Source organism: Streptomyces sp. NPDC014764 (assembly GCF_043082785.1).
GTDB classification, from domain to species: domain Bacteria; phylum Actinomycetota; class Actinomycetes; order Streptomycetales; family Streptomycetaceae; genus Streptomyces; species Streptomyces althioticus.
The window spans coordinates 277,275-302,649 of sequence record NZ_JBIBXY010000003.1; the positions used below are offsets into that span (position 1 = coordinate 277,275).

Sequence of the window (25,375 nt, forward strand, 5' to 3'; positions counted from 1 at the left end):
GTGGGGCTTGGCGGGGTGCTTTCTCCCCGAGTTCTTGCTGGTCTTCAGTCGCCGACGTCACCGAAGCGCGAGGTTCCGCGTTCCGGTGCCGGTGCGAGGCTGATCTCCGCCCAGACCGTCTTGCGGGGGTGGCGCCCCTCGGCGACTCCCCAACGGTCGGCGAGCGCGTCCACCAGGAACAGCCCGCGGCCCGACTCCTCGACACCGTCCGGCTCGCGCAGCACCGGCCGGCGGTCACCACGCGTGTCCGTGACCTCGATACGGAGCGTGGCGCCGACCACGTAGACCGTCAGGCGGAAGCTGCGGCCGGGCACGCGGCCGTGGGTGGCGGCGTTGGCGGCCAGTTCGGCGACGACCTGGCCGGCCGTCTCGTACGGGACCTCCCAGCTCCGCAGCGCGTCCACGGCGAGCAGCCGCGCGAGACGTGCACCCCGAGCGGTCGACGACAACAGCAGGCTGATGTGCCGCACTTGGCCATCGGGACGCATGGTCCCCGTGAGGGCGATTTTCTGGTTCACGTGACTCAGCGTGGCCGAACGGCCGTACCGTGATGAGTGATCGAAGCGCTGCGTAGAGTGACCGTCCACTGCTTGTCCGGGGGTGTCCGGGCTGTCGGCCGGACCCGGCACGCGTGGCCCGCGGTCACGGAACGGCACCACGGAGGGGCACGCACATGTCGGTGAACGGTGAGGCGGTACGGGTCGGACCCGGTACGGGCCGGGCGGACGAGCCGGGCTGGGAGGTCGACCCGGACGACGACTGGGCGCTGGCCGTGGTGGCCACCGTGGGGCGTCAGCTGAAGCTCCGGCGGGAGTCCGTGGGCATGCGCGTGCCCGAGTTCGCGGTGGCGGTCGGGTACGGCGAGGACCTCGTCTACAAGATCGAGAGCGGCAGGCGGATCCCCCGCCCCGAGTATCTGGACACGGCGGACGAGATCCTGAGGGCGGGCGGCCTCGTCGCGGCGATGAAGGAGGACGTGAGGAAGGTCCGGTACCCGAAGAAGGTGCGGGATCTCGCGCAGATGGAAGCGCGGGCGGTGGAGGTCCAGCTCTACGACCCACTCCACATCCACGGCCTGTTGCAGACGCCTGAGTACGCACGCGCCCTGCTGTCGATGCGCCGTCCGGCCTACTCGGCCGAGGAGGTGGAGCGGTTCGCCTCGGCGCGCGTGGCCCGCCGTGCGATCTTCGACCGCGATCCCGCGCCGGAACTCGGCTTCATCCTGGAGGAGTGGACGCTCCGCCGCCCCCTGGGCGGCCGGGAGGTGCTGCGCACGCAGCTGGAACACCTGCTGACCGTCGCGGCTTTGCCCACCGTCGAGCTTCAGGTGATGCCGACGGATCGGCAGGAGCACGCCGGAGTGGACGGCGGCATCGAGTTACTGAAGTTCACGGACGGTACGGCGGTCGGACGCTCACCGGCCGTTGCCGGCGGCCGACCGGTGTCGGACCTACGCCAACTCCGTATTCTGGAGCTGCGTTACGGCATCATCCGCGCTCAGGCACTGACACCGCGCGAGTCCATCGCCTTCGTCGAAGATCTGCTGGGGGAGACATGATCCGAAGCACTGACTCGGACCTCGTGTGGTTCAAGAGCAGCTACAGCAGCGGCAGCGAGGGCGACTCCTGCGTCGAGATCGCGACGGACCCCACCACCGTCCACATCCGCGACTCCAAGAACACCGACGGCCCCCGCCTCACCTTCGCCACGGCCGCCTGGGCCGGCTTTCTCACTTCCGTGGGCCACGACGGTCCGGCGTGAAGTCGCTGCGGCGCTTGAGCGGGGACGCGGCCGGGCTTCTGTTCGTGTTCGGGTTCGCGGTCCTGCGGCCCTCCCGTCTCTGGCCGCCGAAGTGGATGCTGAGGTGGATCGCCGCCTCCGCAGAGGTGCGGGCCGAGCGGAAGGCCGCCGAGGAGAAACTGCTCACCCGCGTGCGGGAGATCGAAGCGGGTGTGCCGTGGCTGCGGGCGCTCGACGTCGTCATCCGTGACGAGTGTGTCGACGTCCGCGGACATCACATCAGGCTCTTCGAAGCGAACCCTTCGACGCGAGAGTCGATGAGATGCCGGATGTCCGCGTTCATCGTCTTCTCCCCGGACCGGGATCCCGAGGACGCCGTGGCGGAGATCCGCCGCTCGTTCCCGCCTCCCGACGGACTCTCCGCCGACGGGATCAGCGAGTCGCTGCACTGGGACACGGACGAGCGGAAGGTCGCTCCCAACGCCTCTTCCAAGGCCGTTCGGACTCGCGTCACCCGGCGACACGGCGAGAAGTCCCTCGGACAACTCCGCGGGGAGCACGGCGTCCTCTGCATGTGGGCCCTGTACGGGCAGACCTACTTCACTGTCGTCTGAGGCGAACACGGACAGACCCCCAGGTCCGGCCATAATGCGCGGGTGTCCAGACAACCTGTGCCGTTGCCGGCCGAGCACATACCGCCCGGGACGCCCGCGTGGCGGACCGCCGACGTCCTCCGCTGGCTCGACGCCGTACCCGCGCGTTGGGCGCATCCGCTGTTCGCCTTCCTCGCGTTGGCCGTCTCCGTCGCGTGGGAGGTGACGGCCGCTCCCGTGCCCGCCTGTACGTCGGCCGAGCCGTGCGGGAGCGACTGGGCGGGGCTCGCAGTGGCCGTCGTTCTCGTACTGTCCCTGTACTGGGTGTGGCGGCAGCCGCGGCTCGCCATCGGCGGGCTGGCGGTCACCGTGGTGGCGCTCGCCGTCGAGGAGGGCGTCACCGTGTTCGCCCGGCCGTCCGCGCTGGCGTATCTGACCGCGGCCGGGTTCGCCGTGGCCGGGCTCGTGCACCGACTGGCCGCCGCCGGGCGGCAGCGGGTGCTGGCGTTGGAGGCGGCCGGGGCCGCTGCGCAGCCGTTGCCCCATGCCGCGCGGACGTTCCGCCGGGGCCGGATGTCCTTCGTGATGGCCGCCGTCTTCCTGGTCGTCGCCGGGTTCGGTGTCCACCAGGCACTCGGGGTTGCCGACGGGTACGAGAGGCGTGCCGCCTCCGCCTCCCACCTCGCCGGTGAGGTCACCGCCGTTGACGAGGACGACGGCATCCTCACCGTCACGGCCGAGGGGCGTACCTACCGCATCGAGACGGCCTTCCCCGAGGACTTCCCCGTCGACACCCGCGTCGATCTCGTCGTGGACGGCGACCAGGCCGTGCTGGTCGCCGAGCCGTACGACGCCTTCGGGTGGGAAATCCTGGTGCTGGCCGGCTCCGTGACCGGGCTGGCGTTCCTCGTGAACGGCGTCGCCGGGCGGCTCGGCGCGCGGCGGCTGCGGCGCGGGCCCCTGCCGGTGCTGCACGTGCTGGTGCGCGAGGGCGAGGAGGACGGCCGTACCTGGGTGTTCGCGGCCGACGACACCCAGGGCCGCCGGCCCGTGCTGTGGTTCCACTCGCTGTACGCGGACGACGAGGGCTGCGAGGAGGACGAGGACGACCTCGAAACGGCGGACGACGACGTCGACTTCGGCCTGGACAAGATCGCTCAGGTGCTGCGCGCCGACGCGCCCGCCCCGACACTGCGGGAGGCCGTCCTGTACGGCGCCCCCTACACCGGCGCGGAGGTCGCCTTCGTGGCGCGGGACGACGAGGACGACCCGGAGGTCGCGGTCGAGTGCAGCGTCACCTCGGTGAGGCCGGCCGTCCCCCTGTGGAACACGGGCGGTCGGCCGGGGCGCGTGCGGAAGCACCCCCGACGGCCGCTCGAGGAGGTCGCCGCCGGTCTGGCGCCCTCGGCGGAACCGCGGGTGTGGCGGGCGCACGGCTTCTCGCGGGCGGTCGGCCTGGGGCTGCTGGTGGTGCAGGGCGGGGGTGTGTGGGCCGCGCTGGAGGACGGGCCGTCGTGGCACTGGCTGCTGCTCGCCGTGGCGCTGCCGTGGCTGGTGACGTCCGTGGCGACGGCGACCACCTGGCGGATCACCGCCGACCGGGACGGGCTGTGGGTGATGACGGCCTGGCGGGTGCGGCGGGTTCCGTGGGACGTGATGCTGTCCGTGACGCACCGGGACGACGGCATCGCCATCGGCCGCGCCGAGGACGACGCCGTACGCGTGTCCCCCACCGGCTGGGCGTGGCTGGAGCGCCGCCTGGGCCGCGAGCCGGGCGCGGCACGCGTCGCCGACGAGCTCCGCGCCCTCCTCCTGCGCCCGGACCTCCGCCCGGCGGGTGAGGCCGCGTCCGACCGCCAGGGCATGCCCGTGGGGCCGCCGCTGGTCGCCCTGACGGTGCTCTGGGGCGCGGCGGTCCTGCTCCTGCTGTGACCAAGAGGTCAGGCGTCCTTGATGCTCGGGAACGCCCGGTCCGCCTCCAGCTCGAACGCAAGCTCCAGCAGCGTGCGTTCGGCGCCGGGGCGGCCGGAGAACATCACGCCGACCGGCAGGCCGTCCGGCGTGGTGGAGGCGGCCGGGAGGGAGATCGACGGGGTGCCGACGACGTTGTTGACCGGGGTGAACGCCACGTACGCCAGGATGCGTTCGATCAGCGTGGCGTACGGGACGGACGGGCTGAGGTGGCCCAGCGGCGGGGTGGTGTGGGCCAGCACCGGGGACAGGATGACGTCCTGGCCCCGGAACGCCGCCGCGTACGCCTCCCGGGTCCGCCTCAGCCGCCGCACCACCCCGGGCGTACGCCGCCAGTTGGCGACGTAGGTGGCGCGCAGGCCGCGGCTCAGACCGTCCATACGGTGGCGGTCGAACTCCGAGCCCATGGTGCGTCCCGTGGCGCCGATGAGGAACGACAGCATGCCCCAGTAGGTGAGGAAGTCCTCGGTGAAGCGCGGGTCGACGGCCAGCTCGACCGGGGTCACCGTGTGGCCCAGCGCTTCGAGCCGCCGGGCGGTGTCGGTGACGGCCGCGCGGGTGGCGTCGTCGGTACGGGCTCCGTTCGGGGAGTCGACGAGGAGCCCGATCCGCAGCCGGCGGTCCGCGGGGCCCTCGACCAGCCCGAGGGAGGGCAGCTTCGGGTTGCGGTGGTGCAGCTCCGCCGCCGCGAGGAACGCCGCGCTGTCGCGCACCGTGCGGCTCACGACGCCGTCGACCACGATGTCGATGGGCAGTTGGCGGCCCTGCGCGTTCGGCACGGTCCGGCCGCGGGTCGGCTTGAGGCCGACGAGACCGCAGGCGGCGGCCGGGATGCGGATGGAGCCGCCGCCGTCGTTGGCGTGCGCGACCGGCACGGCGCCCGCGGCGACCAGGGCCGCGCTGCCGCCGGACGAACCGCCCGCCGAATGGGCGGTGTTCCACGGGTTGCGGACCGGCGGGCCCTCCTCGAACTCCGTGGAGGGGCTGAAGCCGAACTCGGGCAGCCGCGTCTTGCCGAGCACCGTGACGCCCGTGCTCAGCAGCTGGCGGGTGAACGCGGCGTGCCGCCGGGCCGGGCGCGGCACGAACGCGGCGCTTCCGTGGCCCGTGGGCAGCCCCGCGAAGTCGGTGTTGTCCTTCACGAAGGTCGGCACCCCGGCGAACGCGCCGCCGTCCGAGGTACGACGGGCCGGGACGTCGAGGTGCACCTGCACGGCGTCCAGCCGGGCGTCGGCGTCCCGGACCCGGGCCGCCGCGTCCCGTGCGACCTCGGCGGCGCTCACCTCGCCCCGGCGGATCGCCGCGGCGAGGCCCACCGCGTCCAGGTCGCCCAGGGCGTCGTCACGGAAGACGTGGACCGTGGCCCGCGCCTGCTCGCGTCCCTGGCTCTGTTCCTCGGATGTCGTCACCGTCGGCTCCGCCCTGCGCGCGTGGATGCTGGTCCGCCCATCATTGCTTACCGACGGGTAACACGCGAGAGGCCGGCGACGGCCGCGCTCAGAAGTTGAGGCTGCCGATCATCCCCGCGATGTTGGAGGTGACTTCGTTGATCGTGGGCGCGATCGTCGACGAGGCCAGGTAGAAGCCGAGCAGCATGCACACGATCGCGTGCCCTGCCTTCAGTCCCGACTTCTTGATCAGCAGGAAGACGATGATCGCCAGCAGCACCACCGCCGAAATCGAGAGTGCCACGGCGGCTCACCTCCAAGGATCCCAGGGCGCGGGGGGTCAGGAATATGGGGGCAGTACGTCCACACAGCAGGCAGCAGGTTCATACCCACTATGCGCTAACGATCATAACTATCCGTACGTGCGCATCGATCGGCGCACGGCCGCACAAGGGGGCGCATGGCCAATATGGTCAGGGCATGACGACCGAGACGGACTCCTTCCCCCGGCGGCACGCCCGCACCCTCCGCTTCACACTCGGCGCGCCGCGTTCCTTCAGCGTGGCGCCCGACGGCTCACGTGTCGTGTTCCTCCGCTCAGGTTCCGGCACGGACCGGGCCAACGCCCTCTGGGTGCTCGACACGGACGAGGGCGGGGAGCGCGTGGCCGCCGACCCGCGCGCCCTCCTGGGCGGCGCCTCCGAGCAGTTGTCCGCCGAGGAGCGCGCGCGGCGCGAACGCAGCCGTGAGGGAGGCGCCGGCATCGTCGGCTACGCCACCGACGCGGCGGTGGAGTTGGCGGCTTTCGCCTTGTCAGGGCGGCTTTACACGGCCGAACTGCGGGCCGGAACGGCACGTGAACTGCCCACGCCGGGACCGGTGATCGACCCCCGCCCGTCGCCCGACGGACGCCATGTCGCGTACGTCGCGCGGGGCGCCCTGCGGGTCGTCTCGGCGGAGGGGGCGGACGACCGCGCGCTCACCACCCCCGAGGCGGAGGACGTGACCTACGGTCTGGCCGAGTTCGTCGCGGCCGAGGAGATGAGCCGTTCGCGGGGCTTCTGGTGGTCCCCGGAGTCGGACCGGCTGCTGGTGGCACGGGTGGACGACACGCCCGTGCGGCAGTGGTGGATCTCCGACCCGGCCCACCCGGACCGCGAACCGCACCGCGTCCGCTACCCGGCGGCCGGCACCCCGAACGCGGACGTACGGCTGTTCGTTGTGGACCTGGAGGGGACGCGCACGGAGGTGTCCTGGGACCGGGCACGCTACCCGTATCTGGCGCGAGTGCACTGGTCAGGGGCGGGTGCACCGCTGCTGCTCGTACAGGCGCGCGATCAGCGGGCGCAGCTGATCCTGGCCGTCGACCCGGACACCGGGGCGACCCGGATGGTGCACGCCGACGAAGATCCGGAATGGCTGGAACTTTTCCCCGGTGTGCCCTGCTGGAGCCCCTCGGGACAGCTGGTCCGGATCGCCGACGAGGGGGGCGCCCGGCGCCTCGCCGTGGGTGAACGACCGCTCACCGGACCGCAGTTGCACATCCGTGCGGTGCTCGACGTCTCGGACGACGACGTGCTGGTCTCGGCGTCGGCGGGCGCGGAGGCGGCCACTCCGGAAATTGGCGAGGTCCATGTCTACCGGGTGAACGAACTGGGCGTGGAGCGGGTCTCGGAGGAGCCCGGCGTGCACACCGCGGTGCGCTCGGGCGGGGTCACGGTGCTCGTCTCGGCGACCCTGGATCGGCCAGGTTCCCGGGTGCGAGTGCTCCGTGACGGGAAACAGACGGCGACTGTCCCCAATTACGCCGAAGACCCCGGCTTGTCCCCTCGCGTCACCCTGACGCAGGGGGGCGCACGCCGCATCCCGTGCGCCGTGCTTATGCCTCGGGACTACGCCGGTGACACCCTTCTCCCGGTGCTCATGGACCCCTACGGCGGTCCGCACGGCCAGCGGGTCGCGGCCGCCCACAACCCGCTCCTGACCTCCCAGTGGTTCGCCGACCAGGGGTTCGCGGTGGTCGTCGCCGACGGGCGCGGCACCCCTGGACACTCCCCCGCCTGGGAGAAGTCCGTCAAGGACGACATCGCGGCCGTCGCCCTCCAGGACCAGGTCGACGCGCTCCGGGCGCTCGCCGGGGATTTCCCCCTGGACCTGGACCGGGTCGCGATCCGCGGCTGGTCCTTCGGCGGCTACCTGGCCGCCCTCGCCGTCCTGCGCCGCCCCGACGTGTTCCACGCGGCCGTGGTCGGTGCCCCGGTCACCGACCTGCGCCTGTACGACACGCACTACCAGGAGCGCTACCTCGGGCACCCGGACGAGCAGCCGGAGGTCTACCGCCGCAACTCGCTGATCGACGACGCCGGTCTGGTGGACGCGGCCGACCAGCACCGGCCGATGATGATCATCCACGGCCTCGCGGACGACAACGTGGTGGTCGCCCACTCGCTGCGGCTGTCCTCCGCCCTGCTCGCGGCCGGCCGCCCGCACGAGGTGCTGCCGCTGTCCGGCGTCACGCACATGACCCCGCAGGAAGAGGTCGCGGAGAACCTGCTCCGCCTCCAGCTCGGCTTCCTCGGCCGGGCCCTGTCCCTCCCGGACACGTCCGCCACGCGTTAACACCGGGGCAACTCGACGGAAGCGGTACCGATATACGGACAGGGAAGGCTGGTCAACGTACGGCCGTGCGGGTGCCGTGAGCGGGCCGGGGTGCGCCATGTCACCCCGGCCCGTTACCCGTTCCGAGGCCGAGGCGCCCTCACTCCGGCCCCTCCTCCGCCGGCACCACGTGCTTCTCCTCCGCGAAGTGGCACGCCGAGTCGTGCGCCGCGGGTCCCCCCTCCAGCCACTCCGGCACCGCGAGCAGCGGCACCTCCTGGGCGCACCGCTCCCGCGCCTTCCAGCAGCGGGTGCGGAAGCGGCAGCCGGAGGGGATGTTCGTCGGCGAGGGCACGTCGCCGGTCAGCACGATCCGCTCCCGGTGCTCCCGGGCCCGCGGGTCGGGGACCGGCACCGCGGAGAGCAGCGCCTGCGTGTAGGGGTGCGTGGGGTGGTCGTAGATCTCGGTGTCCGTGCCGGTCTCCACGATCCGGCCGAGGTACATCACCCCGACCCGGTCGGAGATGTGCCGGACGATCGACAGGTCGTGCGCGATGAAGACGTAGGAGAGGTCGAACTCGTTCTGCAGCCGGTCCATCAGGTTGATGACCTGCGCCTGCACCGACACGTCCAGGGCGGATACCGGCTCGTCGGCGACGATCACCTCGGGGCGCAGCGCGAGGCCCCGCGCGATGCCGATGCGCTGCCGCTGGCCGCCGGAGAACTGGTGCGGATAGCGGTTGATGTACTCCGGGTTCAGGCCCACCACGTCCAGCAGCTCCTGCACCCGGCGCCGCCGGTCCCCCTTCGGCGCCACCTCGGGGTGGATGTCGTACGGTTCCCCGATGATGTCGCCGACCGTCATCCGCGGGTTGAGCGAGGTGTACGGGTCCTGGAACACCATCTGGATGTTGCGGCGCACCGCCTTGAGCGCCTTGCCCGACAGCCGGGTGATGTCCTCGCCCTTGTAGCGGATCGAACCGGCCGTCGGCCGCTCCAGGTTGACCAGCATCTTCGCGACCGTGGACTTGCCGCAGCCGGACTCCCCCACGATGCCGAGCGTCTCGCCCGCGTCCAGGCGGAAGTCCACGCCGTCGACCGCCTTCACGGCCCCGACGTGCTTGCGGAAGACGATGCCCCGGGTCAGCGGGTAGTGCTTGACCAGGCCGCTGACCTCCAGGATCGGCTCAGCCATCCAGGCACTCCCTCCAGAAGTGGCAGGCGCTCCCGCGCGTGCCGGAGACCTCGTACAGCGGCGGGTCGTCGGTCGTGCACACGTCCCGGGCCAGCGGGCAGCGCGGGTGGAACGGGCAGCCCGGCGGGATGCGGGTGAGATTGGGCGGCAGGCCCTTGATGGCGTAGAGCTCCCGGCCCTTGTGGTCCAGGCGCGGGATGGAGTCCAGCAGGCCCCGGGTGTACGGGTGCGCGGGGGCCTTGTAGATGTCGTGCACCGGCGCCGACTCCACGATCCGGCCCGCGTACATCACCGCGATGCGGTCGGCGACGTCGGCGACCACACCCAGGTCGTGGGTGATGAGGATGAGCCCCATCCGGTACTCCCGCTGGAGCTCCGCGAGCAGCTCCATGACCTGTGCCTGGACGGTGACGTCGAGGGCGGTGGTCGGCTCGTCGGCGATGATCAGGGCAGGCTCCAGGGCGATCGCCATCGCGATCATGATGCGCTGGCGCATGCCGCCGGAGAACTGGTGCGGGTACTGCCGGACCCGCTCCCGGGCTCCGGGGATGCGCACCCGGTCCATCAGCTCGATCGCCTTCGCCCGCGCGTCCTTGCGGGACATGCCCCGGTGCACGGTGAACATCTCGCCCAGCTGGTCGCCGACGGTGAGCACGGGGTTCAGGGAGGACAGCGCGTCCTGGAAGATCATCGCCATCTCGGCGCCCCGGATCCGCCGGCGCTCCTCCTCCTTGAGCCTCAGCAGGTCCCGGCCCTGGAAGACGACCTCGCCGCCGGTGATCCGGCCGGGCGGGGTGTCGAGGATGCCCATGATCGCCTGTGCGGTCACCGACTTGCCGGAGCCGGACTCGCCCAGCACGGCCAGGGTCTCCCCCTCGTCCACGCCGTAACTGACCCCGTTGACGGCCTTCGCCACACCGTCCCGGGTGCGGAACTCCACGTGCAGGTCGCGCACTTCGAGCAGCACCGCGGCTCACCTCAGCTTCGGGTCGAGGGCGTCGCGCACCGCGTCGCCGAGCATGATGAACGCCAGGACCGTGATCGCCAGCGCTCCGGAGGGCCACAGCAGCGCGTGCGGGGCGTTGCGGATGTAGGGCGAGGCGGAGGAGATGTCGATGCCCCAGGAGACGCTGGGCGGCTTCAGCCCGACCCCGAGGTACGACAGGGTCGCCTCCAGGGCGATGTACGTGCCCAGCGCGATGGTCGCGACGACGATGACCGGGGCGACCGCGTTGGGCGCGATGTGCCGCAGCAGCAGCCGGGAGTTGGAGGCGCCGAGCGCCCGCGCGGCCTGCACGTAGTCGTTCTGTTTGGCGGTGATCACGGCGCCGCGGGCGATGCGGGAGATCTGCGGCCAGCCGAGCAGCACGATGAATCCGATGACGGGCCAGACGGTGTTGCTGGTGATGACGGAGAGCAGCACCAGACCGCCGAGGACGACCGGGATGGCGAAGAAGACGTCGGTGATCCGGGACAGGACCGAGTCGGAGAGCCCGCCGAAGAACCCGGCGAGCGCACCCAGCACGCTGCCGAGGACGGCGACCCCGAGGGTGGCGAGCACGCCGACCGCGACGGAGGTGCGGGCCCCGTACACGGTGCGGGTGTAGACGTCGCAGCCCTGCCCGTCGAAGCCGAAGGGGTGGCCGGGCTGGGAGCCCTCCTGCGCCTTGGACAGGTCGCACTTGAGGGGGCTTCCGGAGGTGATGGCCGACGGCCACAGGGAGATGAAGACCAGGAAGAGGATGACCAGCGCGGAGACGATGAAGACCGGATTGCGGCGCAGGTCGCGCCAGGCGTCGGACCACAGGGAGCGGGGGCGGTCCTCCGGTCCGGCGCCGTCCGGACCGGGCCGGTTCTCCAGGGTCTCGGCCTCGTCGACGCCCAGGTCCATGGCGCCGCCCATGCCGGTGCCCGCGATGGCCGGGTCGCGTTCGTCGTGACGGTCAGACATAACGGATCCTCGGGTCGAGTACGGCGTACAGGAGGTCGACGACGAGGTTGGCGACGAGGAAGACCAGCACCAGCACGGTGACGAAGCCGACCACCGTCTGCGTGTTCTGCCGCAGGATGCCCTGGTAGAGCTGGTAGCCGACGCCGTGGATGTTGAAGATCCGCTCGGTGACGATCGCGCCGCCCATCAGGAAGCCGATGTCGGCCCCGATGAAGGTGACCACGGGGATCAGGGAGTTGCGCAGCAGGTGCCGGACGACCACCCGTCGGCGGGGCAGACCCTTGGCGATCGCGGTGCGGACGTAGTCGGAGCGGCGGTTCTCCGCGATGGAGGTGCGGGTCAGCCGGGTGACGTAGGCGAGGGACACCGACGCCAGCACCAGGCCGGGCAGGATCAGCTCGTCGAAGGGCGCCTCGGAGGAAACCGAGGGCCGGATCCAGCCCCACTTCACCCCGAGCAGCAGCTGGAGCAGCAGACCGGTGACGAAGGTGGGCACGGAGATCACCACGAGGGTCAGCAGCAGCACCCCGGTGTCGACCGGCCGGCCCCGGCGCAGCCCGGTGACCACGCCGAGGGTGACGCCGATGACGATCTCGAAGAGGATCGCGATCAGGGTGAGCCGGATGGTGACGGGGAACGCCGTCGCCATCAGCTCGGTGACCTTCTGGCCGTTGAAGGCCGTGCCGAAGTCACCGGTGAAGACGTTCCCCATGTACGTCAGGTATTGCTGCCAGACCGGCTTGTCGAGGCCGAACTCCTGCTCCAGACGGGCGGCCGTCGCCGGGTCGCACTGCCGCTCCCCGCACAGCCCCGCGATGGGGTCGCCCATCACATTGACCATGAGGAAGATCAGCAGCGTGGCCCCGATGAAGACCGGGATCATCTGGAGCAGCCGCCGGACGACGTAGCGCCCCATGGCGGATCAGCTGACCTTGATCTCGTTGTAGACGGGGACGCTGAACGGATTGAGCTTGACGTTGGACAGCCGGTCCGACCAGCCGGCGCTGCCGTTCTGGTACCAGAGCGGGATCGCGGCCATGTTGTCGCGGACCACTTCCTCCGCCTGCTGGAACAGGCCGACGGCCTTGGCGGTGTCGGTCTCCTGGTTGGCCTGGTTCACCAGGTCGTCGAACTCCTTGTTCGACCACTTGCCGTCGTTGGAGGAGGCGTTGGTGTAGTACAGCGGCTGGAGGAAGTTCTGGATGAGCGGGTAGTCCATCTGCCAGCCGGCGCGGAACGGTCCCGTCATCTTGCGGTCGGTGATCTCGTTGCGGAAGTCCGCGAAGGTGCCGACCGGGTTGGCGGTGCAGGCGCGCTCGTTGTCGAGGGCGTTGTTGATGGAGTTGCAGACGGCGTTGACCCATTCCCGGTGGGAGCCGGTGTCGGCGTTGAAGGTGATGGTCACCCTGCCGCCGGGCAGTCCGCCGGCCTCGTCGATCAGCTTCTTCGCCTCGTCCGGCTTGAACTCGCAGAACTCGCCGCACAGTCCGTCCTGGAATCCGCCGTCCTCGCCGAGCACCGGGGAGGTCCAGTCGGTGGCGGGGGTGCGGGTCTTCTGGAAGATCGTGTCGGTGATCTGCTTGCGGTCGATGGCCATGGACAGGCCCTGCCGGACCTTCTTGGCGTCCTCGGTGTTCCACGCCGGGTCGTAGAAGGGGAAGGCGAGGGTCTGGATGATGCCGGCGGGGGTGTTGAGGTAGCGGTCGCCCAGGTCGTTCTTCACGTTCTTCAGCTGTGCGGCGGGCACGTCGTCGACGAGGTCGAGGTTGCCGGCCAGCAGGTCGGTGTAGGCGGTGTTGTTGTCGGTGTAGACCTTCAGGTCCACGCCGCCGTTCTCCGCCTTGTCGTCGCCGGGGTAGTCGTCCCACTTGCGCAGGGACATCTGCGAGCCGCGGTTGTACGACTCCACCATGTAGGGGCCGTTGCCGACGGGCTTCTTCACCCAGGCGTCGTGGTCGTCGAAGAACGCCCGGGGCAGCGGGGCGAAGGCGTTGTAACCGAGGGTGTCGGGGAACGTCGAGAACTTCTGGGTGAGCTTGACGGTGAAGGTCCGGTCGCCGGTGACCTTCAGGCCGGACATGGTGTCCGCGGTCTGCTCACCCTCCTCCGGGTGCACCTGGTCGTAGCCCTCGATGTAGCCGAAGAAGTACGAGTTGCGCTGGTTGTTGCGCAGGCTCGCGCCGTAGTTCCAGGCGTCCACGAAGGACTGGGCGGTGACCTTCTCGCCGTTGCTGAACGTCCAGCCGTCCTTGACGGTGATGGTGAAGTTCTGCGAGTCCTCGGTCTCGATGCTCTCGGCGAGCATGTCCTGCGCCTCGCCGGTCTCCGGGTCGTACCGCTTCAGCCCCCGGAAGATCATGTCGAGGACCTTGCCGCCCTGCACCTCGTTGGTGTTCGACGGCTCCAGCGGGTTCTGCGGGTCGCCCCAGGAGGCGCTCAGCACGGCCCCGGAGTCGCCGCTGCCGCCCCCGCCGCCGCACCCCGCCGTGGCGAGGGCGAGCGCCATGGCGCAGACGGCCCATCTGGCGTGCGTGGTGGTGCGCATGGGGTGCCTCCTCGTACCCGGGTCCCTTACCGGGTCAGCCTGGAAGCGGGGTCCGGGGCCCGCACGTCCGCCGGGGCCGTACGGGTCGCAGGATCCACCGGACGGGCGCACGGCGGCGGCACACGGGTGCAGGCCGCGGGCGGGCACGGACAAGGGCCGGGGGCGGGAGGTGTCCTCCCGCCCCCGGCCCTCGGGGTCGCGCGTTCTCCGGGGAAGGGGTTCAGCTCTTGGAGACGTCCCCGTCGTTCTCCAGCGCCTTCAGGGCCGGGTCCATCACGACGTCCTCGGAGCGCGCCTCGGTGGTGGGGTCCTCCGGGAAGTGGCACGCCGTCAGGTGGCCCGCGGTGTTGCCCCCGATCTGCACCAGCGGCGGCTCCTCCGTGGCGCACTTGTCCTGCGCCTTCCAGCACCGGGTGCGGAACCGGCAGCCGGACGGCGGCGAGATCGGCGAGGGGACGTCACCGGCGAGGCGGATGCGCTCGCGGCTCTCCTCCTCGTCGTTCATCGCCACCTCGGGCACGGCCGAGAGCAGGGCGTGGGTGTAGGGGTGCCGCGGGCGGTTGTAGATGGAGTCGCGGTCGCCGACCTCGACCACCTTGCCCAGGTACATGACGGCCACACGCTGCGAGAAGTGCCGCACGACGGCGAGGTCGTGGGCGATGAAGAGGAAGGCGATGCCCATCTCTTCCTGGACCTTCTGCAGCAGGTTGACGACCTGCGCCTGGATCGACACGTCGAGCGCGGAGACCGGCTCGTCCGCCACGATCAGCTTCGGGTTGAGCGCGAGCGCACGGGCGACGCCGATGCGCTGGCGCTGACCGCCGGAGAACTCGTGCGGGAAGCGGTTGTAGTGCTCCGGGTTCAGGCCGACGAGCTCCAGCAGCTCGCGGACCCGCTTCTCCCGGCCGCCCGCGGGGTCGATCCCGTTGACCTCCATCGGCGACTTGATGATCGTGCCGACGGTCTGGCGCGGGTTCAGCGAGGAGTACGGGTCCTGGAAGATCATCTGGATCTCGGACCGGACCGGCGCCAGCTGCTTGCGCTTGGCGTGCGTGATGTCCTGGCCCGCGTACTCGATCTTCCCGCCGGTGGGCTCCAGGAGCCGGGTGATGAGCCGGCCCGTGGTGGACTTGCCGCAGCCCGACTCACCCACCAGGCCGACGCTCTCGCCGACGCCGACGGTCAGGTCGACGTTGTCGACGGCCTGCACGGCACCGACCTTCCGCTTGATCGGGAAGCCGCCGTAGATCGGGAAGTGCTTGGTCAGGCCCTCGACCTTCAGCAGCGCCTCGGTCGACGCGCCGGTGGAGCCCTGCTGTGCGGGGAGGGTGAGGTTGTCGCTCATGTCTCGGATCTCCCTAGCGCAGCCGGGGCTGGATCTTGTCGATGAAGATGGTCTGCTTCTGCTCTGCCGTCAGGTGGCAGGCAGCGGCGCGTCCCTCGCCCAGAGGGGGCCGCTCGGTGCTGCAGCGGTCGCCCTGCACCTGGTCCTTGAACGTGCAGCGCGGGTGGAACGGACAGCCGGACGGCGGGTTGAGCAGGCTGGGCGGCGAGCCGGGGATCGGCATCAAGGGCTGCGAGGTGGCCCCGCCGAGGCGCGGCATCGAGCTGAGCAGGCCCCAGGTGTAGGGGTGGCGCGGCTCGCGCAGCACCTCGCGGACTGCGCCGCGCTCCACGGCCCGGCCGGAGTACATCACCAGCAGGTCGTCGGCCATGTCGGATATGACGCCGAGGTCGTGGGTGATGAAGATGATCGCCGACCCGAACTCCTGCTGGAGGTCCTTGAGCAGGTCGAGGATCTGGGCCTGGACGGTCACGTCGAGGGCGGTGGTCGGCTCGTCCGCGATCAGCAGGTCCGGGTCGCAGACCAGGGCCATGGCGATCATGGCGCGCTGGCGCATACCGCCGGAGAACTGGTGCGGGTAGTCGTCCACGCGGGTCTTGGGCTGCGGGATGCCGACCTTGGTGAGCATCTCGATGGCCCGCTCCCGGGCCTCCTTCTTGGAGGCGCCGGTGTGCTTCATGTACGGCTCGGCGATCTGGCGGCCCACCGTGTAGTACGGCGAGAGCGCCGTCAGCGGGTCCTGGAAGATCATCGCGACCTTGTTGCCGCGGAGCTTCTCCATCTCCTTCTCAGGAGTGGTCACCAGATCCCGGCCCTCGAGCAGGATCTCGCCCTCGACCGTGGTGGTCTTGGGGTTGTGCAGTCCGAGGACGGTCAGGTTGGTCACCGACTTGCCGGAACCCGACTCGCCCACGATGCCCAGAGTCTTGCCGCGTTCGACGTCGAAGGACAGCCCGTCGACCGCCTTGACGATGCCGTCCTCGGTGGAGAACCGCACCCGCAGGTCGCGGACCGAGAGGAAGGAGTCGGGCCCGGTCGGGGCCTTCTCGCCTTCGGTCTTGGTCAGTGTGGTCACGGTGTTTCTCCTAGCTGAGCCGTACGCGCGGGTCGATGTACGCGTAGGCGAGGTCGACGAGGATGTTCAGGAGCAGGATGAAGAAGGCTCCGAACAGCATGACACCCATGGTCACCGGCAGGTCCTTCGTCAGCGACGAGTCCACCGCGAGACGGCCGATGCCGGCCAGGTCGAAGGTGAACTCGGTGACCACCGCGCCGGACAGCAGGGCGCTGAGGTCCATGCCGAGGATGGTGACGATGGGGATCAGTGAGCCGCGCCAGGCGTAGCGGAAGAACACGTAGCTCTGGCGCATGCCCTTGGCACGCGCGGTGCGGACGTGCTCCTCCTGGAGCTGCTCGATCATCGTCGAGCGCGACATACGGGTGTACTGCGCGGTGAAGATGGTGGCCATGACCACCCAGGGGATGAGCAGCCCCAGGAACCAGGCCCCGGGCTCCTCGGTGAAGCTGTGTTCCTTCGGGAACTCCATGATGCCCGTGCTGTAGACCAGCAGGCCGAGGACGATCGGGCCGAGCAGGTAGATCTGGAAGGAGCTGAGCACGATCGAGGTGCCGCTGACGATCTTGTCGACGACGGTGCCGCGCTTCCAGGCGGCCAGCAGACCCGAGCCGAGGCCCAGGATCAGGAAGATCACGAGTCCGCCGAGGGTCAGCGACAGCGTCAGCGGGAAGCGGTCGATGATGGAGTCCCAGACGAACTGGCCGCTTTCGAAGGAGACACCCAGGCACGGCGCGGAGCAGTGCCCCTGCGGGAAGTCGCGGCCGGCCACGATGCCCGACATGAACTCCCAGAACTGGGTGGGGAGCGGCTTGTCCAGGCCCAGGTTCTCGCGGATCACCGCGAGGTTCTCGGGCGAGCAGTTCTTGCCGCAGGACAGCGCAGCGAAGTCCTGAGGAACTGTGTAGAACAGGAAGAACGTGAAGGCGCCGATCAAAAACATGATGACGACGGCGCCGGTCAGCCTGCGGATGAGGAACTGAAGCATGGCGGGTGGATGCTCTCTTCGAAACGCGGCGGCAGGTGAGGGGTACCGTCCGCGGGGGTGTGCTCCGCCTGGCGCACACCCCCGCGGTCAGCCGAACTGAGGGCTTACGGCTGCTTCAGGTACAGGTCGGTGATGTTGATGTAGCTCGACTCGGTGCTGTACCTGGCGCCACCGATGTTCGATCCGTAGAGCTGGATCTGCTTCGAGTAGTAGACCGGGGCGGCCGGGTTGATCTCCTCGACGATGCGGTGGTGCGCCTGCTCCCAGGTCTTGGCCGCCTCCTCGGGCTCCTGCTTCAGGGCCTTCTGGATGAGCTCGTTGACCTGCTTGTCGTTGATGTGCGAGTAGTTCGACGCACCGTCGGCGACCAGCTCACCGTCGTAGACCGGGGTGATGACCGTGGACGGGGACGGCCAGTCCTGGCCCCAGCCGGTCATGTAGATGTCGTACGGGTTGTTGAGCTTGCCGACCTGCTCGTAGAAGCTGGCGCGGTCGATCTCCTTCGACTGGACGTCGAAGCCGAGCTTCTCCAGGGCGTCCTTCAGGATGACCTGCTGGGCCTGGCCGCGCGGCGTGTTGGAGTAGGCGTAGGTGAGCTTCGTGCCCTCCTTGACACCCGCCTCCTTCAGCAGCTCCTTGGCCTTCTCGAGGTCGCCGTTGGGCTTCTTGAGCTTGCCGAACGGGTCGTACGAGGCGTCGAAGCCCGGCAGGGTCGGGGCGAGCAGACCGCCGGCGACCTCGCCGCCGTAGCGGCCGCCGTCCGCCTGGACCATGGACTGGTTCGGGATCGCGTAGGTGATCGCGTCGCGGACCTTCTTGTCCTTGATGCGGTCCAGGTTGAAGGTGAGCTGCCACACGTAGGGCTGGTAGCCCTGGATGGTGCGCTTCTTGGTCTCCGGGTTGGTGACCACGTCGGCCATCTGCGCCGGGTCCACCGAGTCGGTGAACTGGATGGCGTTCTTGGCCTCGCCCTGGTCCGAGATCAGACGCTTGGTCTGGCTGGGCTGGGAGACCGTGCTGCTGAAGTTCCAGCCGTCCACGTACTGGTGGCGCACGGCGTCGGTCTTCGGGTCCCACTGGTCGTTCTTGACCAGCTTCATGGACTTGCCCGGCTTGTACTCGGCGATCTTGTACGGGCCGAGGGCCGCGGGGGCCTTGTCGTACTTCGCCTTCGTGTCCGCCTTGGCGGGCACGATGGAGTAGCCGGCCATGGCCAGGGCCTGCGGCAGGTCCGGACGCGGCTGGCTGAACTTGAAGACGACGGTCTTGTCGTCCGGCGTCTCGAGGACGGTGTCCGGCAGGTGCTTGCCCTTGTACGGGCCGTCGGGCAGCGCCTTGCGGTAGTCGTTGCCGGAGAGCCAGGACTGGACGAACGTCGGGCCGTCGAAGATGACCTTCGAGTACAGGCGCTCGATGGTGTGGCGGACGTCGGCCGAGGTGATCGGGTTCCCGTTCTCGTCCTTGATGCCGTCCTTGAGCTTGTACGTCCAGACCTTGCCGCCCTCGGAGGACTGGCCGGCGTCGGTGGCGACGTCACCGACGACGGTGAGGTTGCCGTCCGCGTCCTCCTGGTAGTTCGTCAGGCCTCGGTGGATGAGGTTCGAGAACTGGCCGGCGTCGCTGACGTAGATCTGACCCGGGTCCATGTGGGTCAGGTCCGACTGCATGTAGACGTTGATGAAGCCGCCGGGCTTGGCGCCCGCAACGTCCTTCGCCGGGCCGGTCGACGCGGCCGCGTCACCGTAGACGACAGGGTCCTGCTGCTCGGCGGCGTCCTTCTGGGACTTCGCGTCGCTCTTGCTGTCCTTGCCGCCGCCGTCGTTGCCGGAGCAAGCGGTCAGGGTCAGGGACCCCGCCACGATGGCCACGGCGATGGCGCGCGCGGTACGCGTTCTGATGGGCTTCATGATGCCGATGCACCTACCTGTCGAGATAGTTGTCCACGAGTTGCTGCCTGACAGTCCGGTAGCCCGGCCGGGGGCGGCAGCTCCCCCACCCACCAATGGACGTTCAGCGTCCGGTCTTGGGGTCGAATGCGTCCCGGACGGAGTCTCCGAGAAGGTTGAAGGCGAGAACGAAGATCACCAGTGCCGCTCCGGGGAAGAGCAGGAACATCGGGTCCTGCTCGTACACCTCGGTGCCGACCTTGAACATGCGGCCCCAGTCGGGGGTCGGCTCGACGAAGCCCACACCGATGAAGGAGAGGAAGGCGATGGTGAGGATCGTGCTCGGCAGGATGTACGTCGCCTGCACCAGGATCGGGGTGACGATGTTCGGCAGGATCTCCTTGCGCACGATGCGACCGGGAGGGGCGCCGGACACCTTGGCAGCCTCGACGAACTCGCGGTCCCTCAGCGACAGCACGGAGCTGCGCACCAGACGGGACAGGCCCATCCAGCCGAGGAACCACATCACCATGATGATCGCCACGGCCCGCAGGTAGGTGGGGGTCTCGTCCTGCGGGTCGACGAACATCGCGGTGACGACGGGCATGAAGGCGATGAAGAACAGCTGCTGGGGGAAGCCCAGGAAGAAGTCCGTCACCCGGCCGAGCCAGTAGTCGACGCGACCGCCGAAGTAGCCGCCGATCAGGCCGATGATCACGCCCGTGATCACGCTGAGCAGCGTGACGAGCACGGCCATGTACAGCGACGTCCGCATGCCGTACAGCAGCATGGTGAACACGTCGCGGCCCAGCTTGGGCTCCACGCCGAACCAGAAGTCGCCGGACATGCCGCCGAAGTCACCGCTCGGCATGGCGAAGTCGTCGAGCAGGAACGGGTATTCGGGCTCCTGGGCGTACAGCGTGTAGGGGTCCTTCCCGTACAGCTTCGCGATGAGCGGGGCGCACGCGGAGACGACGAAGAAGAAAATGACCACACACGCGGAGACGACTCCGGTACGGTCGCGCTTGAAGCGCTGCCACATCAACTGGCCGGGGGAACGGCCCTCGGGCTGCTTCTCGCCCTTGGCAACATCGGTGGTCGCCGTGAGCTCAGGGTCCAAGACAGCCGCGGACCCGGAGTCCTCAGCCTTAGTTGGACTGGTCATCGTGTTCGTCCCCCGGGGGGTTGGAGAGTTGAGCGCAGCGCAGATACCGGCAGGTTCTGCGGTTTGGGGGAACTTTCGCCAAGAGACTCAACGCGCGTCAAGGGCGTACGACATAGGGATCTCCCTACCGTCGTTTTTTTGAGGAAATATTGCAGAGATCGACACCTGCGCGCGCTTGACACCTCTGAACCGAATTCGACAATCCGGACATTAGGTGCGCATTTTCGGTTTACATGTCCGAAACCCGCACGCGGGATCACCGATATGCGAACGAGATGTTGCGTTTGCCGGAAGCACGTGCGACCGCCCGGAGACGTCCCCGTCCGCGGGACGCCGGCCGCCCGGACCCCGGCCCCCCGGCACGCGCGGGCACACGTGGTGGCGGCCCCGTACCATGGAGGCAGGCCGAGGCGTGTCCAGCCCGGCAGGGCCCTCGCACCACAGACGTCTGCGGCGGGCAACCTTCACCACCTCCGGGAGTACGCCTTTCATGGCACCGTCTGTAACGCGTCACGACATCCGCAACGTCGCCATCGTCGCCCACGTCGACCACGGCAAGACCACCATCGTCGACGGCATGCTCAAGCAGGCCGGCGCCTTCGCCGCCCACCAGCTCGACCAGGTCGACGACCGCATGATGGATTCGAACGACCTGGAGCGTGAGAAGGGCATCACGATCCTCGCCAAGAACACGGCGGTGAAGTACCACCCCAAGGACGGCGGGGAGCCCATCACGATCAACATCATCGACACCCCCGGCCACGCCGACTTCGGCGGTGAGGTCGAGCGCGGTCTGTCGATGGTCGACGGCGTCGTGCTGCTGGTGGACGCCTCCGAGGGCCCGCTGCCGCAGACCCGCTTCGTGCTGCGCAAGGCCCTGCAGCAGCGGCTGCCGATCATCCTGTGCATCAACAAGACGGACCGTCCCGACGCCCGGATCGACGAGGTCGTCAACGAGACCTACGACCTCTTCCTCGACCTGGACGCGGACGAGGAGCAGATCGAGTTCCCGATCGTCTACGCCTGCGGCCGTGACGGCATCGCCTCGCTGACCAAGCCCGACGACGGCACGGTCCCCGGCGACTCCGACTCCCTCGAGCCGTTCTTCTCGACGATCCTCGAGCACATCCCCGCCCCCACCTACGAGGAGGGCGCCCCGCTCCAGGCCCACGTCACCAACCTGGACGCCGACAACTTCCTCGGCCGCATCGCGCTGCTGCGCGTGCACCAGGGCGAGCTGAAAAAGGGGCAGACCGTCGCCTGGATGAAGCGCGACGGCTCCGTCGCCAACGTCCGCATCTCCGAGCTGATGATGACCGAGGCGCTCACCCGCAAGCCCGCCGAGAAGGCCGGCCCGGGTGACATCTGCGCGGTCGCGGGCATCCCGGACATCATGATCGGCGAGACCCTCGCCGACCAGGAGAACCCGGTAGCGCTGCCGCTGATCACGGTGGACGAGCCGGCGATCTCCATGACCATCGGCACCAACACCTCCCCGCTGGTCGGCCGCGGCGGCAGCGGCAAGGGCGCCGACAACAAGGCGGCCGTCAAGGACCGCAAGGTCACCGCCCGCCAGGTCAAGGACCGCCTGGACCGTGAGCTGATCGGCAACGTCTCGCTCCGCGTCCTGGAGACCGAGCGCCCCGACGCCTGGGAGGTGCAGGGCCGCGGCGAGCTGGCGCTGGCCATCCTGGTCGAGCAGATGCGCCGCGAGGGCTACGAGCTCACCGTGGGCAAGCCCCAGGTGGTCACCAAGGAGGTCGACGGCAAGGTCTACGAGCCCGTCGAGCGCATGACCATCGACGTGCCCGAGGAGCACATGGGCGCGGTCACGCAGCTCATGGGCGTCCGCAAGGGCCGGATGGACAACATGTCGAACCACGGCTCCGGCTGGGTGCGCATGGAGTTCGTGGTGCCCTCCCGCGGTCTGATCGGATTCCGGACGGAGTTCCTCACCCAGACCCGCGGCACCGGCATCGCCCACTCCATCCACGAGGGCCACGAGCCCTGGTTCGGCACGCTGACCACCCGCAACAACGGCTCGCTGGTCGCCGACCGCGCCGGTGCGGTCACCGCCTTCGCGATGACCAACCTCCAGGAGCGCGGCGTGCTCTTCACGGAGCCCGGCACCGAGGTGTACGAGGGCATGATCGTCGGTGAGAACTCCCGCTCCGACGACATGGACGTCAACATCACCAAGGAGAAGAAGCTCACCAACATGCGGTCGTCCACGGCCGACGTGACCGAGTCGATCGTCCCGCCGCGCAAGCTGTCGCTGGAGCAGTCCCTGGAGTTCTGCCGCGACGACGAGTGCGTCGAGGTCACCCCGGAGGCCGTCCGCATCCGCAAGGTGAACCTGGACGCCCGCGAGCGCGCCCGCGCCGCGAGCCGCGCCAAGCACGGCTGATCACCGCACCACGCACGCGACGTGGCCCGGCGCCCCCACCAGGGGCGCCGGGCCACGTCGCGTTTCCGGCGGGTCCGGTCAGCTCCCGGACCCGCTGTTCCTCGGCCCCGGCGAGCCCTCCGGCCCCTGCGCCGACTTCTTCAGGAAGCCCATGTCCTCGTAGACCGGAGTGGCGAAGCCGAAGGCGCCGGCGTTGGCGAGGTTCTTGCGGGCCGCGACCAGCTGCGGGCGCTGGTAGAGGGGGATGGAGCCGGCCGCCGCCCAGATCCGGGAGTCGGCCTTGCGGATCAGGTCGCGGCGCTCGGAGTCGTCGAGGGTGGCGATGGCCTGGTCGAAGAGCTGGTCGACCTGGTCGGTGCCGACCCGCGTCCAGTTCTGCTCCACGTTCAGCGAGCCGTCGGCGGCCGGGACCGGCTTGGAGTAGACCGGGCGGGCGTCGGTGGCGGGGAAGGCCGTCGCGGGCCAGGAGTAGAGGGCCAGGTCGAAGTCGCCGGACGCGATGTGGTCCTTGAAATAGCTGTCGTTGTCGACCTTGGAGATGTCGGTGCGGATGCCGATCTTCTCCAGCATCGTCGCGATCCGGCCGGCCACCGTCTCCAGCGTCTTCGAGCCCGGCCCCGACGGCAGCACGAACCGCAGCACCAGCGCCTTGCCGTCCTTGGCGACCGGGGCGGTGTCGGCGCGGGCCGGGACCGCGGTGCCCTTGGGGGCGTAGGCGCCGGCGGGGGCGCCGCCCTGCTTGAGCTGACCGGTGCCGGTGCCGGAGTCGTGCGGGGCCTTGCCGTCGCCCGTCCCGTGGTTCTCGCCGTCGTCCTCGCCGACGATGTACGTGCCGTCGTCGCCGTCGCCGGAGTCCTCCGAGCCGCCCGCGCCCTTCGTGTCTCCCTCGTCCGCCTCGGAGCCGGCCGCCTCCTCGCCCTCGTCCTTCTTGGTGTCCTTCTTCTTCTCCTCCTTCACCGGGCCGCCCGGCACCCACCCGGCGTCCGAGAGGAGCGCCCGGGCCTCCTTGGCGTCCGGCTTGCCGAGGGCGCCGCTGCTGTCGGCGTAGGCGGCCTGGCCGGACAGCGCGAGGTGGCTGCCGACGGGCTCGGCGGGCAGGCCGAGCGGCTTGAGCACGGCCCCGGCGATGTCCTTGCGGTCCAGGGCGCGGGCCACGGCGCGGCGGACCCGCTCGTCGGACAGGGGACCCTCGGCGCCGTTCAGGGCGAGCTGGGTGTAGGCGGGCTCCAGGGACCTGCGCACCTCGAAGCCGCCGAGCGCCTTCTGCTGCCGTGCGTACTTCTCCGCCTTCTTGCGCAGCTTCTTGCGGGCCGACAGCTCCTCGTCGGCGGCGTCCTCGTCGGAGCCGTTGGCGACCGCCCAGGAGCGCAGCGCGTCCGCGGCGGAGCGGTCGGCCTCGGGGCCCATCAGGGGCGTGTTCGCCTCCTGCGGGAGGGCGGCGACCGTGATGCGCCGGGCGGCCTCGGGGTCGATCTCGGCCAGGTCGAGGGTGCCGTCGCTGAGGGCGGAGACGCGCTTGTCGTGCGGCACGGCGCGCAGCACGATCTTCTGCAGCTTGGCGGTCCTGCCCCACCAGCGCGGATTGCGGGCGAGGACGACCTCGTCCTCCTTGGTGTCCACCTTGTCCACCGTGAACGGCCCGGCGGTGACCTTCAGCTTCTTGCGCGCCCCGTCGTTGAAGGAGTCCGGGGTGCCCATGACCTCCTTGGGGTAGAGCGGGCTGAACAGCGACTTCCAGTCGGCGTAGGGGCGGCTGAAGGTGACCTTGACCTCGAGGTCGTTCTTGCCCCGCTCGACCTTCTCGATGCGGTCGTAGCCGGCGTTGCGGGCGGTCCAGTAGGCGGTGTCCTTGCCCGACAGGGCGCGCCACTGGGCGGCGAAGTCGGCGGCGCCGATCTCCCGGCCGTCGCTCCAGACGGCCTGCTGGGCCAGCCGGTAGACGACGACCTGCTTGGGCTCGGTGCCGACGACCTCGGCGGAGGCCAGGTAGTCGGCGTTGCGCACGGCCCGGCCCTTGCCGTCGGAGCGGTACATCGACGGCAGGACGGCCTCGGCGATGCGGGCGGTGGTGGTGTCGGCGTCCGCCTGGAAAGTGTTCAGGCTGTCCGGGACGGTGTCCACGGCCCAGCGCAGGGTCCCGCCGTCGGCGATGTCGGACCGGTCCGCGCCCCCGACGTCCGCGCCCGCGAGGGGCTCGCCCGCGGGGTCCTCGGAGCCGCATCCGGCCAGGGCGGGCACCGTGAGCATGCCGGCGGTGAGGAAGGCGACCGAGCGCAGCACAGCGCGCGGGCCGATGCCGTCGTGGGACATCTCTGGATACCTCCGGAAAGCCGCGGGCATGGTGATCACACTTGGTATTGGGCGTTCATCCGATGTATGCGGCCCACTGAAGAGGAAAGGGTTCTGCATTACCGGGCGACACGGCGGCCACGGACGCCAAGCCCACCCGTGCGGCGCAACGCACCCGGCGCCACGCGGCTTCGCACCGGACGATGCACCCATGCGCCTCGGCCAATCGATGCACATCC

The 25,375-nt window shown here is 69.8% G+C and carries 20 protein-coding genes; 6 read left to right on the top strand and 14 right to left on the bottom strand.

Going from position 1 to position 25,375, the window contains the following annotated elements; genetic code table 11:
* Positions 1-44: 44 nt before the first annotated feature.
* Positions 45-488, bottom strand: coding sequence for an ATP-binding protein (locus ACF1AG_RS10035; RefSeq protein WP_359605497.1), 444 nt, complete (start codon positions 486-488; stop codon positions 45-47).
* A gap of 185 nt (positions 489-673) precedes the next feature.
* Between ACF1AG_RS10035 and ACF1AG_RS10040 the strand changes: the two genes are divergently transcribed.
* Genes ACF1AG_RS10040 through ACF1AG_RS10055 form a run of 4 tightly spaced genes read left to right on the top strand, consistent with a single transcriptional unit; the run spans position 674 to position 4,265 of the window.
* Positions 674-1,558 (top strand): helix-turn-helix transcriptional regulator, encoded by an 885-nt coding sequence (locus tag ACF1AG_RS10040; RefSeq protein ID WP_359605489.1) that lies wholly within the window; start codon positions 674-676, stop codon positions 1,556-1,558.
* Positions 1,555-1,761 (top strand): DUF397 domain-containing protein, encoded by a 207-nt coding sequence (locus ACF1AG_RS10045; RefSeq protein WP_359605487.1) that lies wholly within the window; start codon positions 1,555-1,557, stop codon positions 1,759-1,761. The genes ACF1AG_RS10040 and ACF1AG_RS10045 overlap by 4 nt, the downstream gene beginning before the upstream one ends.
* A gap of 14 nt (positions 1,762-1,775) precedes the next feature.
* Complete coding sequence (locus ACF1AG_RS10050; protein ID WP_391809584.1) at positions 1,776-2,354, top strand: hypothetical protein; 579 nt, start codon at positions 1,776-1,778, stop codon at positions 2,352-2,354.
* Between the two features lie 42 nt (positions 2,355-2,396).
* On the top strand, positions 2,397-4,265 hold the full coding sequence (locus ACF1AG_RS10055; RefSeq protein ID WP_391809585.1) for a hypothetical protein: 1,869 nt from the start codon (positions 2,397-2,399) through the stop codon (positions 4,263-4,265).
* 8 nt (positions 4,266-4,273) lie between these two features.
* On the opposite strand, the gene ACF1AG_RS10060 is transcribed toward ACF1AG_RS10055, so the two are convergent.
* On the bottom strand, positions 4,274-5,713 hold the full coding sequence (locus ACF1AG_RS10060; RefSeq protein ID WP_359605481.1) for an amidase: 1,440 nt from the start codon (positions 5,711-5,713) through the stop codon (positions 4,274-4,276).
* An 88-nt stretch (positions 5,714-5,801) separates the two neighbouring features.
* Positions 5,802-5,996, bottom strand: coding sequence for a hypothetical protein (locus ACF1AG_RS10065; protein ID WP_006132006.1), 195 nt, complete (start codon positions 5,994-5,996; stop codon positions 5,802-5,804).
* Between the two features lie 176 nt (positions 5,997-6,172).
* Between ACF1AG_RS10065 and ACF1AG_RS10070 the strand changes: the two genes are divergently transcribed.
* Positions 6,173-8,311 (top strand): prolyl oligopeptidase family serine peptidase, encoded by a 2,139-nt coding sequence (locus tag ACF1AG_RS10070; protein ID WP_391809586.1) that lies wholly within the window; start codon positions 6,173-6,175, stop codon positions 8,309-8,311.
* A 139-nt stretch (positions 8,312-8,450) separates the two neighbouring features.
* Here the strand turns inward: ACF1AG_RS10070 and ACF1AG_RS10075 are convergent, their stop codons facing one another.
* The 10 genes from ACF1AG_RS10075 to ACF1AG_RS10120 all read right to left on the bottom strand — a co-directional run bounded on the left by ACF1AG_RS10075 (position 8,451) and on the right by ACF1AG_RS10120 (position 20,440).
* Entirely contained in the window at positions 8,451-9,485 is a 1,035-nt protein-coding gene (locus ACF1AG_RS10075; protein WP_359605477.1) for a dipeptide ABC transporter ATP-binding protein, read from the bottom strand.
* Entirely contained in the window at positions 9,478-10,452 is a 975-nt protein-coding gene (locus tag ACF1AG_RS10080) for an ABC transporter ATP-binding protein (RefSeq protein WP_359605475.1), read from the bottom strand. Before ACF1AG_RS10080 ends, ACF1AG_RS10075 begins: the two co-directional genes overlap by 8 nt.
* 6 nt (positions 10,453-10,458) lie before the next feature.
* The gene (locus ACF1AG_RS10085; protein WP_359605473.1) at positions 10,459-11,436 is read right to left on the bottom strand and encodes an ABC transporter permease; all 978 of its coding nucleotides are present in this window, start codon (positions 11,434-11,436) and stop codon (positions 10,459-10,461) included.
* Positions 11,429-12,352, bottom strand: coding sequence for an ABC transporter permease (locus ACF1AG_RS10090; protein WP_359605471.1), 924 nt, complete (start codon positions 12,350-12,352; stop codon positions 11,429-11,431). The genes ACF1AG_RS10085 and ACF1AG_RS10090 overlap by 8 nt, the downstream gene beginning before the upstream one ends.
* A 6-nt stretch (positions 12,353-12,358) precedes the next feature.
* Positions 12,359-13,981 (bottom strand): ABC transporter substrate-binding protein, encoded by a 1,623-nt coding sequence (locus tag ACF1AG_RS10095; RefSeq protein WP_387794918.1) that lies wholly within the window; start codon positions 13,979-13,981, stop codon positions 12,359-12,361.
* 220 nt (positions 13,982-14,201) lie between these two features.
* Positions 14,202-15,326: a dipeptide ABC transporter ATP-binding protein gene (locus ACF1AG_RS10100; protein ID WP_359604568.1), complete on the bottom strand. Its 1,125-nt coding sequence runs from the start codon at positions 15,324-15,326 to the stop codon at positions 14,202-14,204.
* Positions 15,327-15,339: 13 nt separating this feature from the next.
* Positions 15,340-16,401, bottom strand: coding sequence for an ABC transporter ATP-binding protein (locus ACF1AG_RS10105; protein WP_359604570.1), 1,062 nt, complete (start codon positions 16,399-16,401; stop codon positions 15,340-15,342).
* Positions 16,402-16,411: 10 nt separating this feature from the next.
* Complete coding sequence (locus ACF1AG_RS10110) at positions 16,412-17,389, bottom strand: ABC transporter permease (protein ID WP_359604572.1); 978 nt, start codon at positions 17,387-17,389, stop codon at positions 16,412-16,414.
* 104 nt (positions 17,390-17,493) lie between these two features.
* Complete coding sequence (locus ACF1AG_RS10115; protein ID WP_359604574.1) at positions 17,494-19,296, bottom strand: ABC transporter substrate-binding protein; 1,803 nt, start codon at positions 19,294-19,296, stop codon at positions 17,494-17,496.
* 103 nt (positions 19,297-19,399) lie between these two features.
* On the bottom strand, positions 19,400-20,440 hold the full coding sequence (locus tag ACF1AG_RS10120; protein ID WP_359604576.1) for an ABC transporter permease: 1,041 nt from the start codon (positions 20,438-20,440) through the stop codon (positions 19,400-19,402).
* Between the two features lie 490 nt (positions 20,441-20,930).
* Between ACF1AG_RS10120 and typA the strand changes: the two genes are divergently transcribed.
* On the top strand, positions 20,931-22,847 hold the full coding sequence (gene typA, locus ACF1AG_RS10125; RefSeq protein ID WP_359604578.1) for a translational GTPase TypA: 1,917 nt from the start codon (positions 20,931-20,933) through the stop codon (positions 22,845-22,847).
* Positions 22,848-22,925: 78 nt separating this feature from the next.
* Here typA and ACF1AG_RS10130 read toward each other — a convergent pair whose 3' ends face one another.
* Positions 22,926-25,157 carry an ABC transporter family substrate-binding protein gene (locus ACF1AG_RS10130; protein WP_391809587.1) on the bottom strand — a complete coding sequence of 744 codons (2,232 nt, stop codon included), beginning with the start codon at positions 25,155-25,157 and terminating at the stop codon, positions 22,926-22,928.
* Between the last annotated feature and the right edge of the window lie 218 nt (positions 25,158-25,375).

Coding starts and splice junctions, on each gene's coding strand:
- ACF1AG_RS10035 (WP_359605497.1), bottom strand. CDS start 488: ATGCGTCCCGATGGCCAAGTGCGGCACATCAGCCTGCTGTTGTCGTCG.
- ACF1AG_RS10040 (WP_359605489.1), top strand. CDS start 674: ATGTCGGTGAACGGTGAGGCGGTACGGGTCGGACCCGGTACGGGCCGG.
- ACF1AG_RS10045 (WP_359605487.1), top strand. CDS start 1,555: ATGATCCGAAGCACTGACTCGGACCTCGTGTGGTTCAAGAGCAGCTAC.
- ACF1AG_RS10070 (WP_391809586.1), top strand. CDS start 6,173: ATGACGACCGAGACGGACTCCTTCCCCCGGCGGCACGCCCGCACCCTC.
- ACF1AG_RS10075 (WP_359605477.1), bottom strand. CDS start 9,485: ATGGCTGAGCCGATCCTGGAGGTCAGCGGCCTGGTCAAGCACTACCCG.
- ACF1AG_RS10085 (WP_359605473.1), bottom strand. CDS start 11,436: ATGTCTGACCGTCACGACGAACGCGACCCGGCCATCGCGGGCACCGGC.
- ACF1AG_RS10090 (WP_359605471.1), bottom strand. CDS start 12,352: ATGGGGCGCTACGTCGTCCGGCGGCTGCTCCAGATGATCCCGGTCTTC.
- ACF1AG_RS10095 (WP_387794918.1), bottom strand. CDS start 13,981: ATGCGCACCACCACGCACGCCAGATGGGCCGTCTGCGCCATGGCGCTC.
- ACF1AG_RS10100 (WP_359604568.1), bottom strand. CDS start 15,326: ATGAGCGACAACCTCACCCTCCCCGCACAGCAGGGCTCCACCGGCGCG.
- ACF1AG_RS10110 (WP_359604572.1), bottom strand. CDS start 17,389: ATGCTTCAGTTCCTCATCCGCAGGCTGACCGGCGCCGTCGTCATCATG.
- ACF1AG_RS10115 (WP_359604574.1), bottom strand. CDS start 19,296: ATGAAGCCCATCAGAACGCGTACCGCGCGCGCCATCGCCGTGGCCATC.
- ACF1AG_RS10120 (WP_359604576.1), bottom strand. CDS start 20,440: ATGACCAGTCCAACTAAGGCTGAGGACTCCGGGTCCGCGGCTGTCTTG.
- typA (WP_359604578.1), top strand. CDS start 20,931: ATGGCACCGTCTGTAACGCGTCACGACATCCGCAACGTCGCCATCGTC.
- ACF1AG_RS10130 (WP_391809587.1), bottom strand. CDS start 25,157: ATGTCCCACGACGGCATCGGCCCGCGCGCTGTGCTGCGCTCGGTCGCC.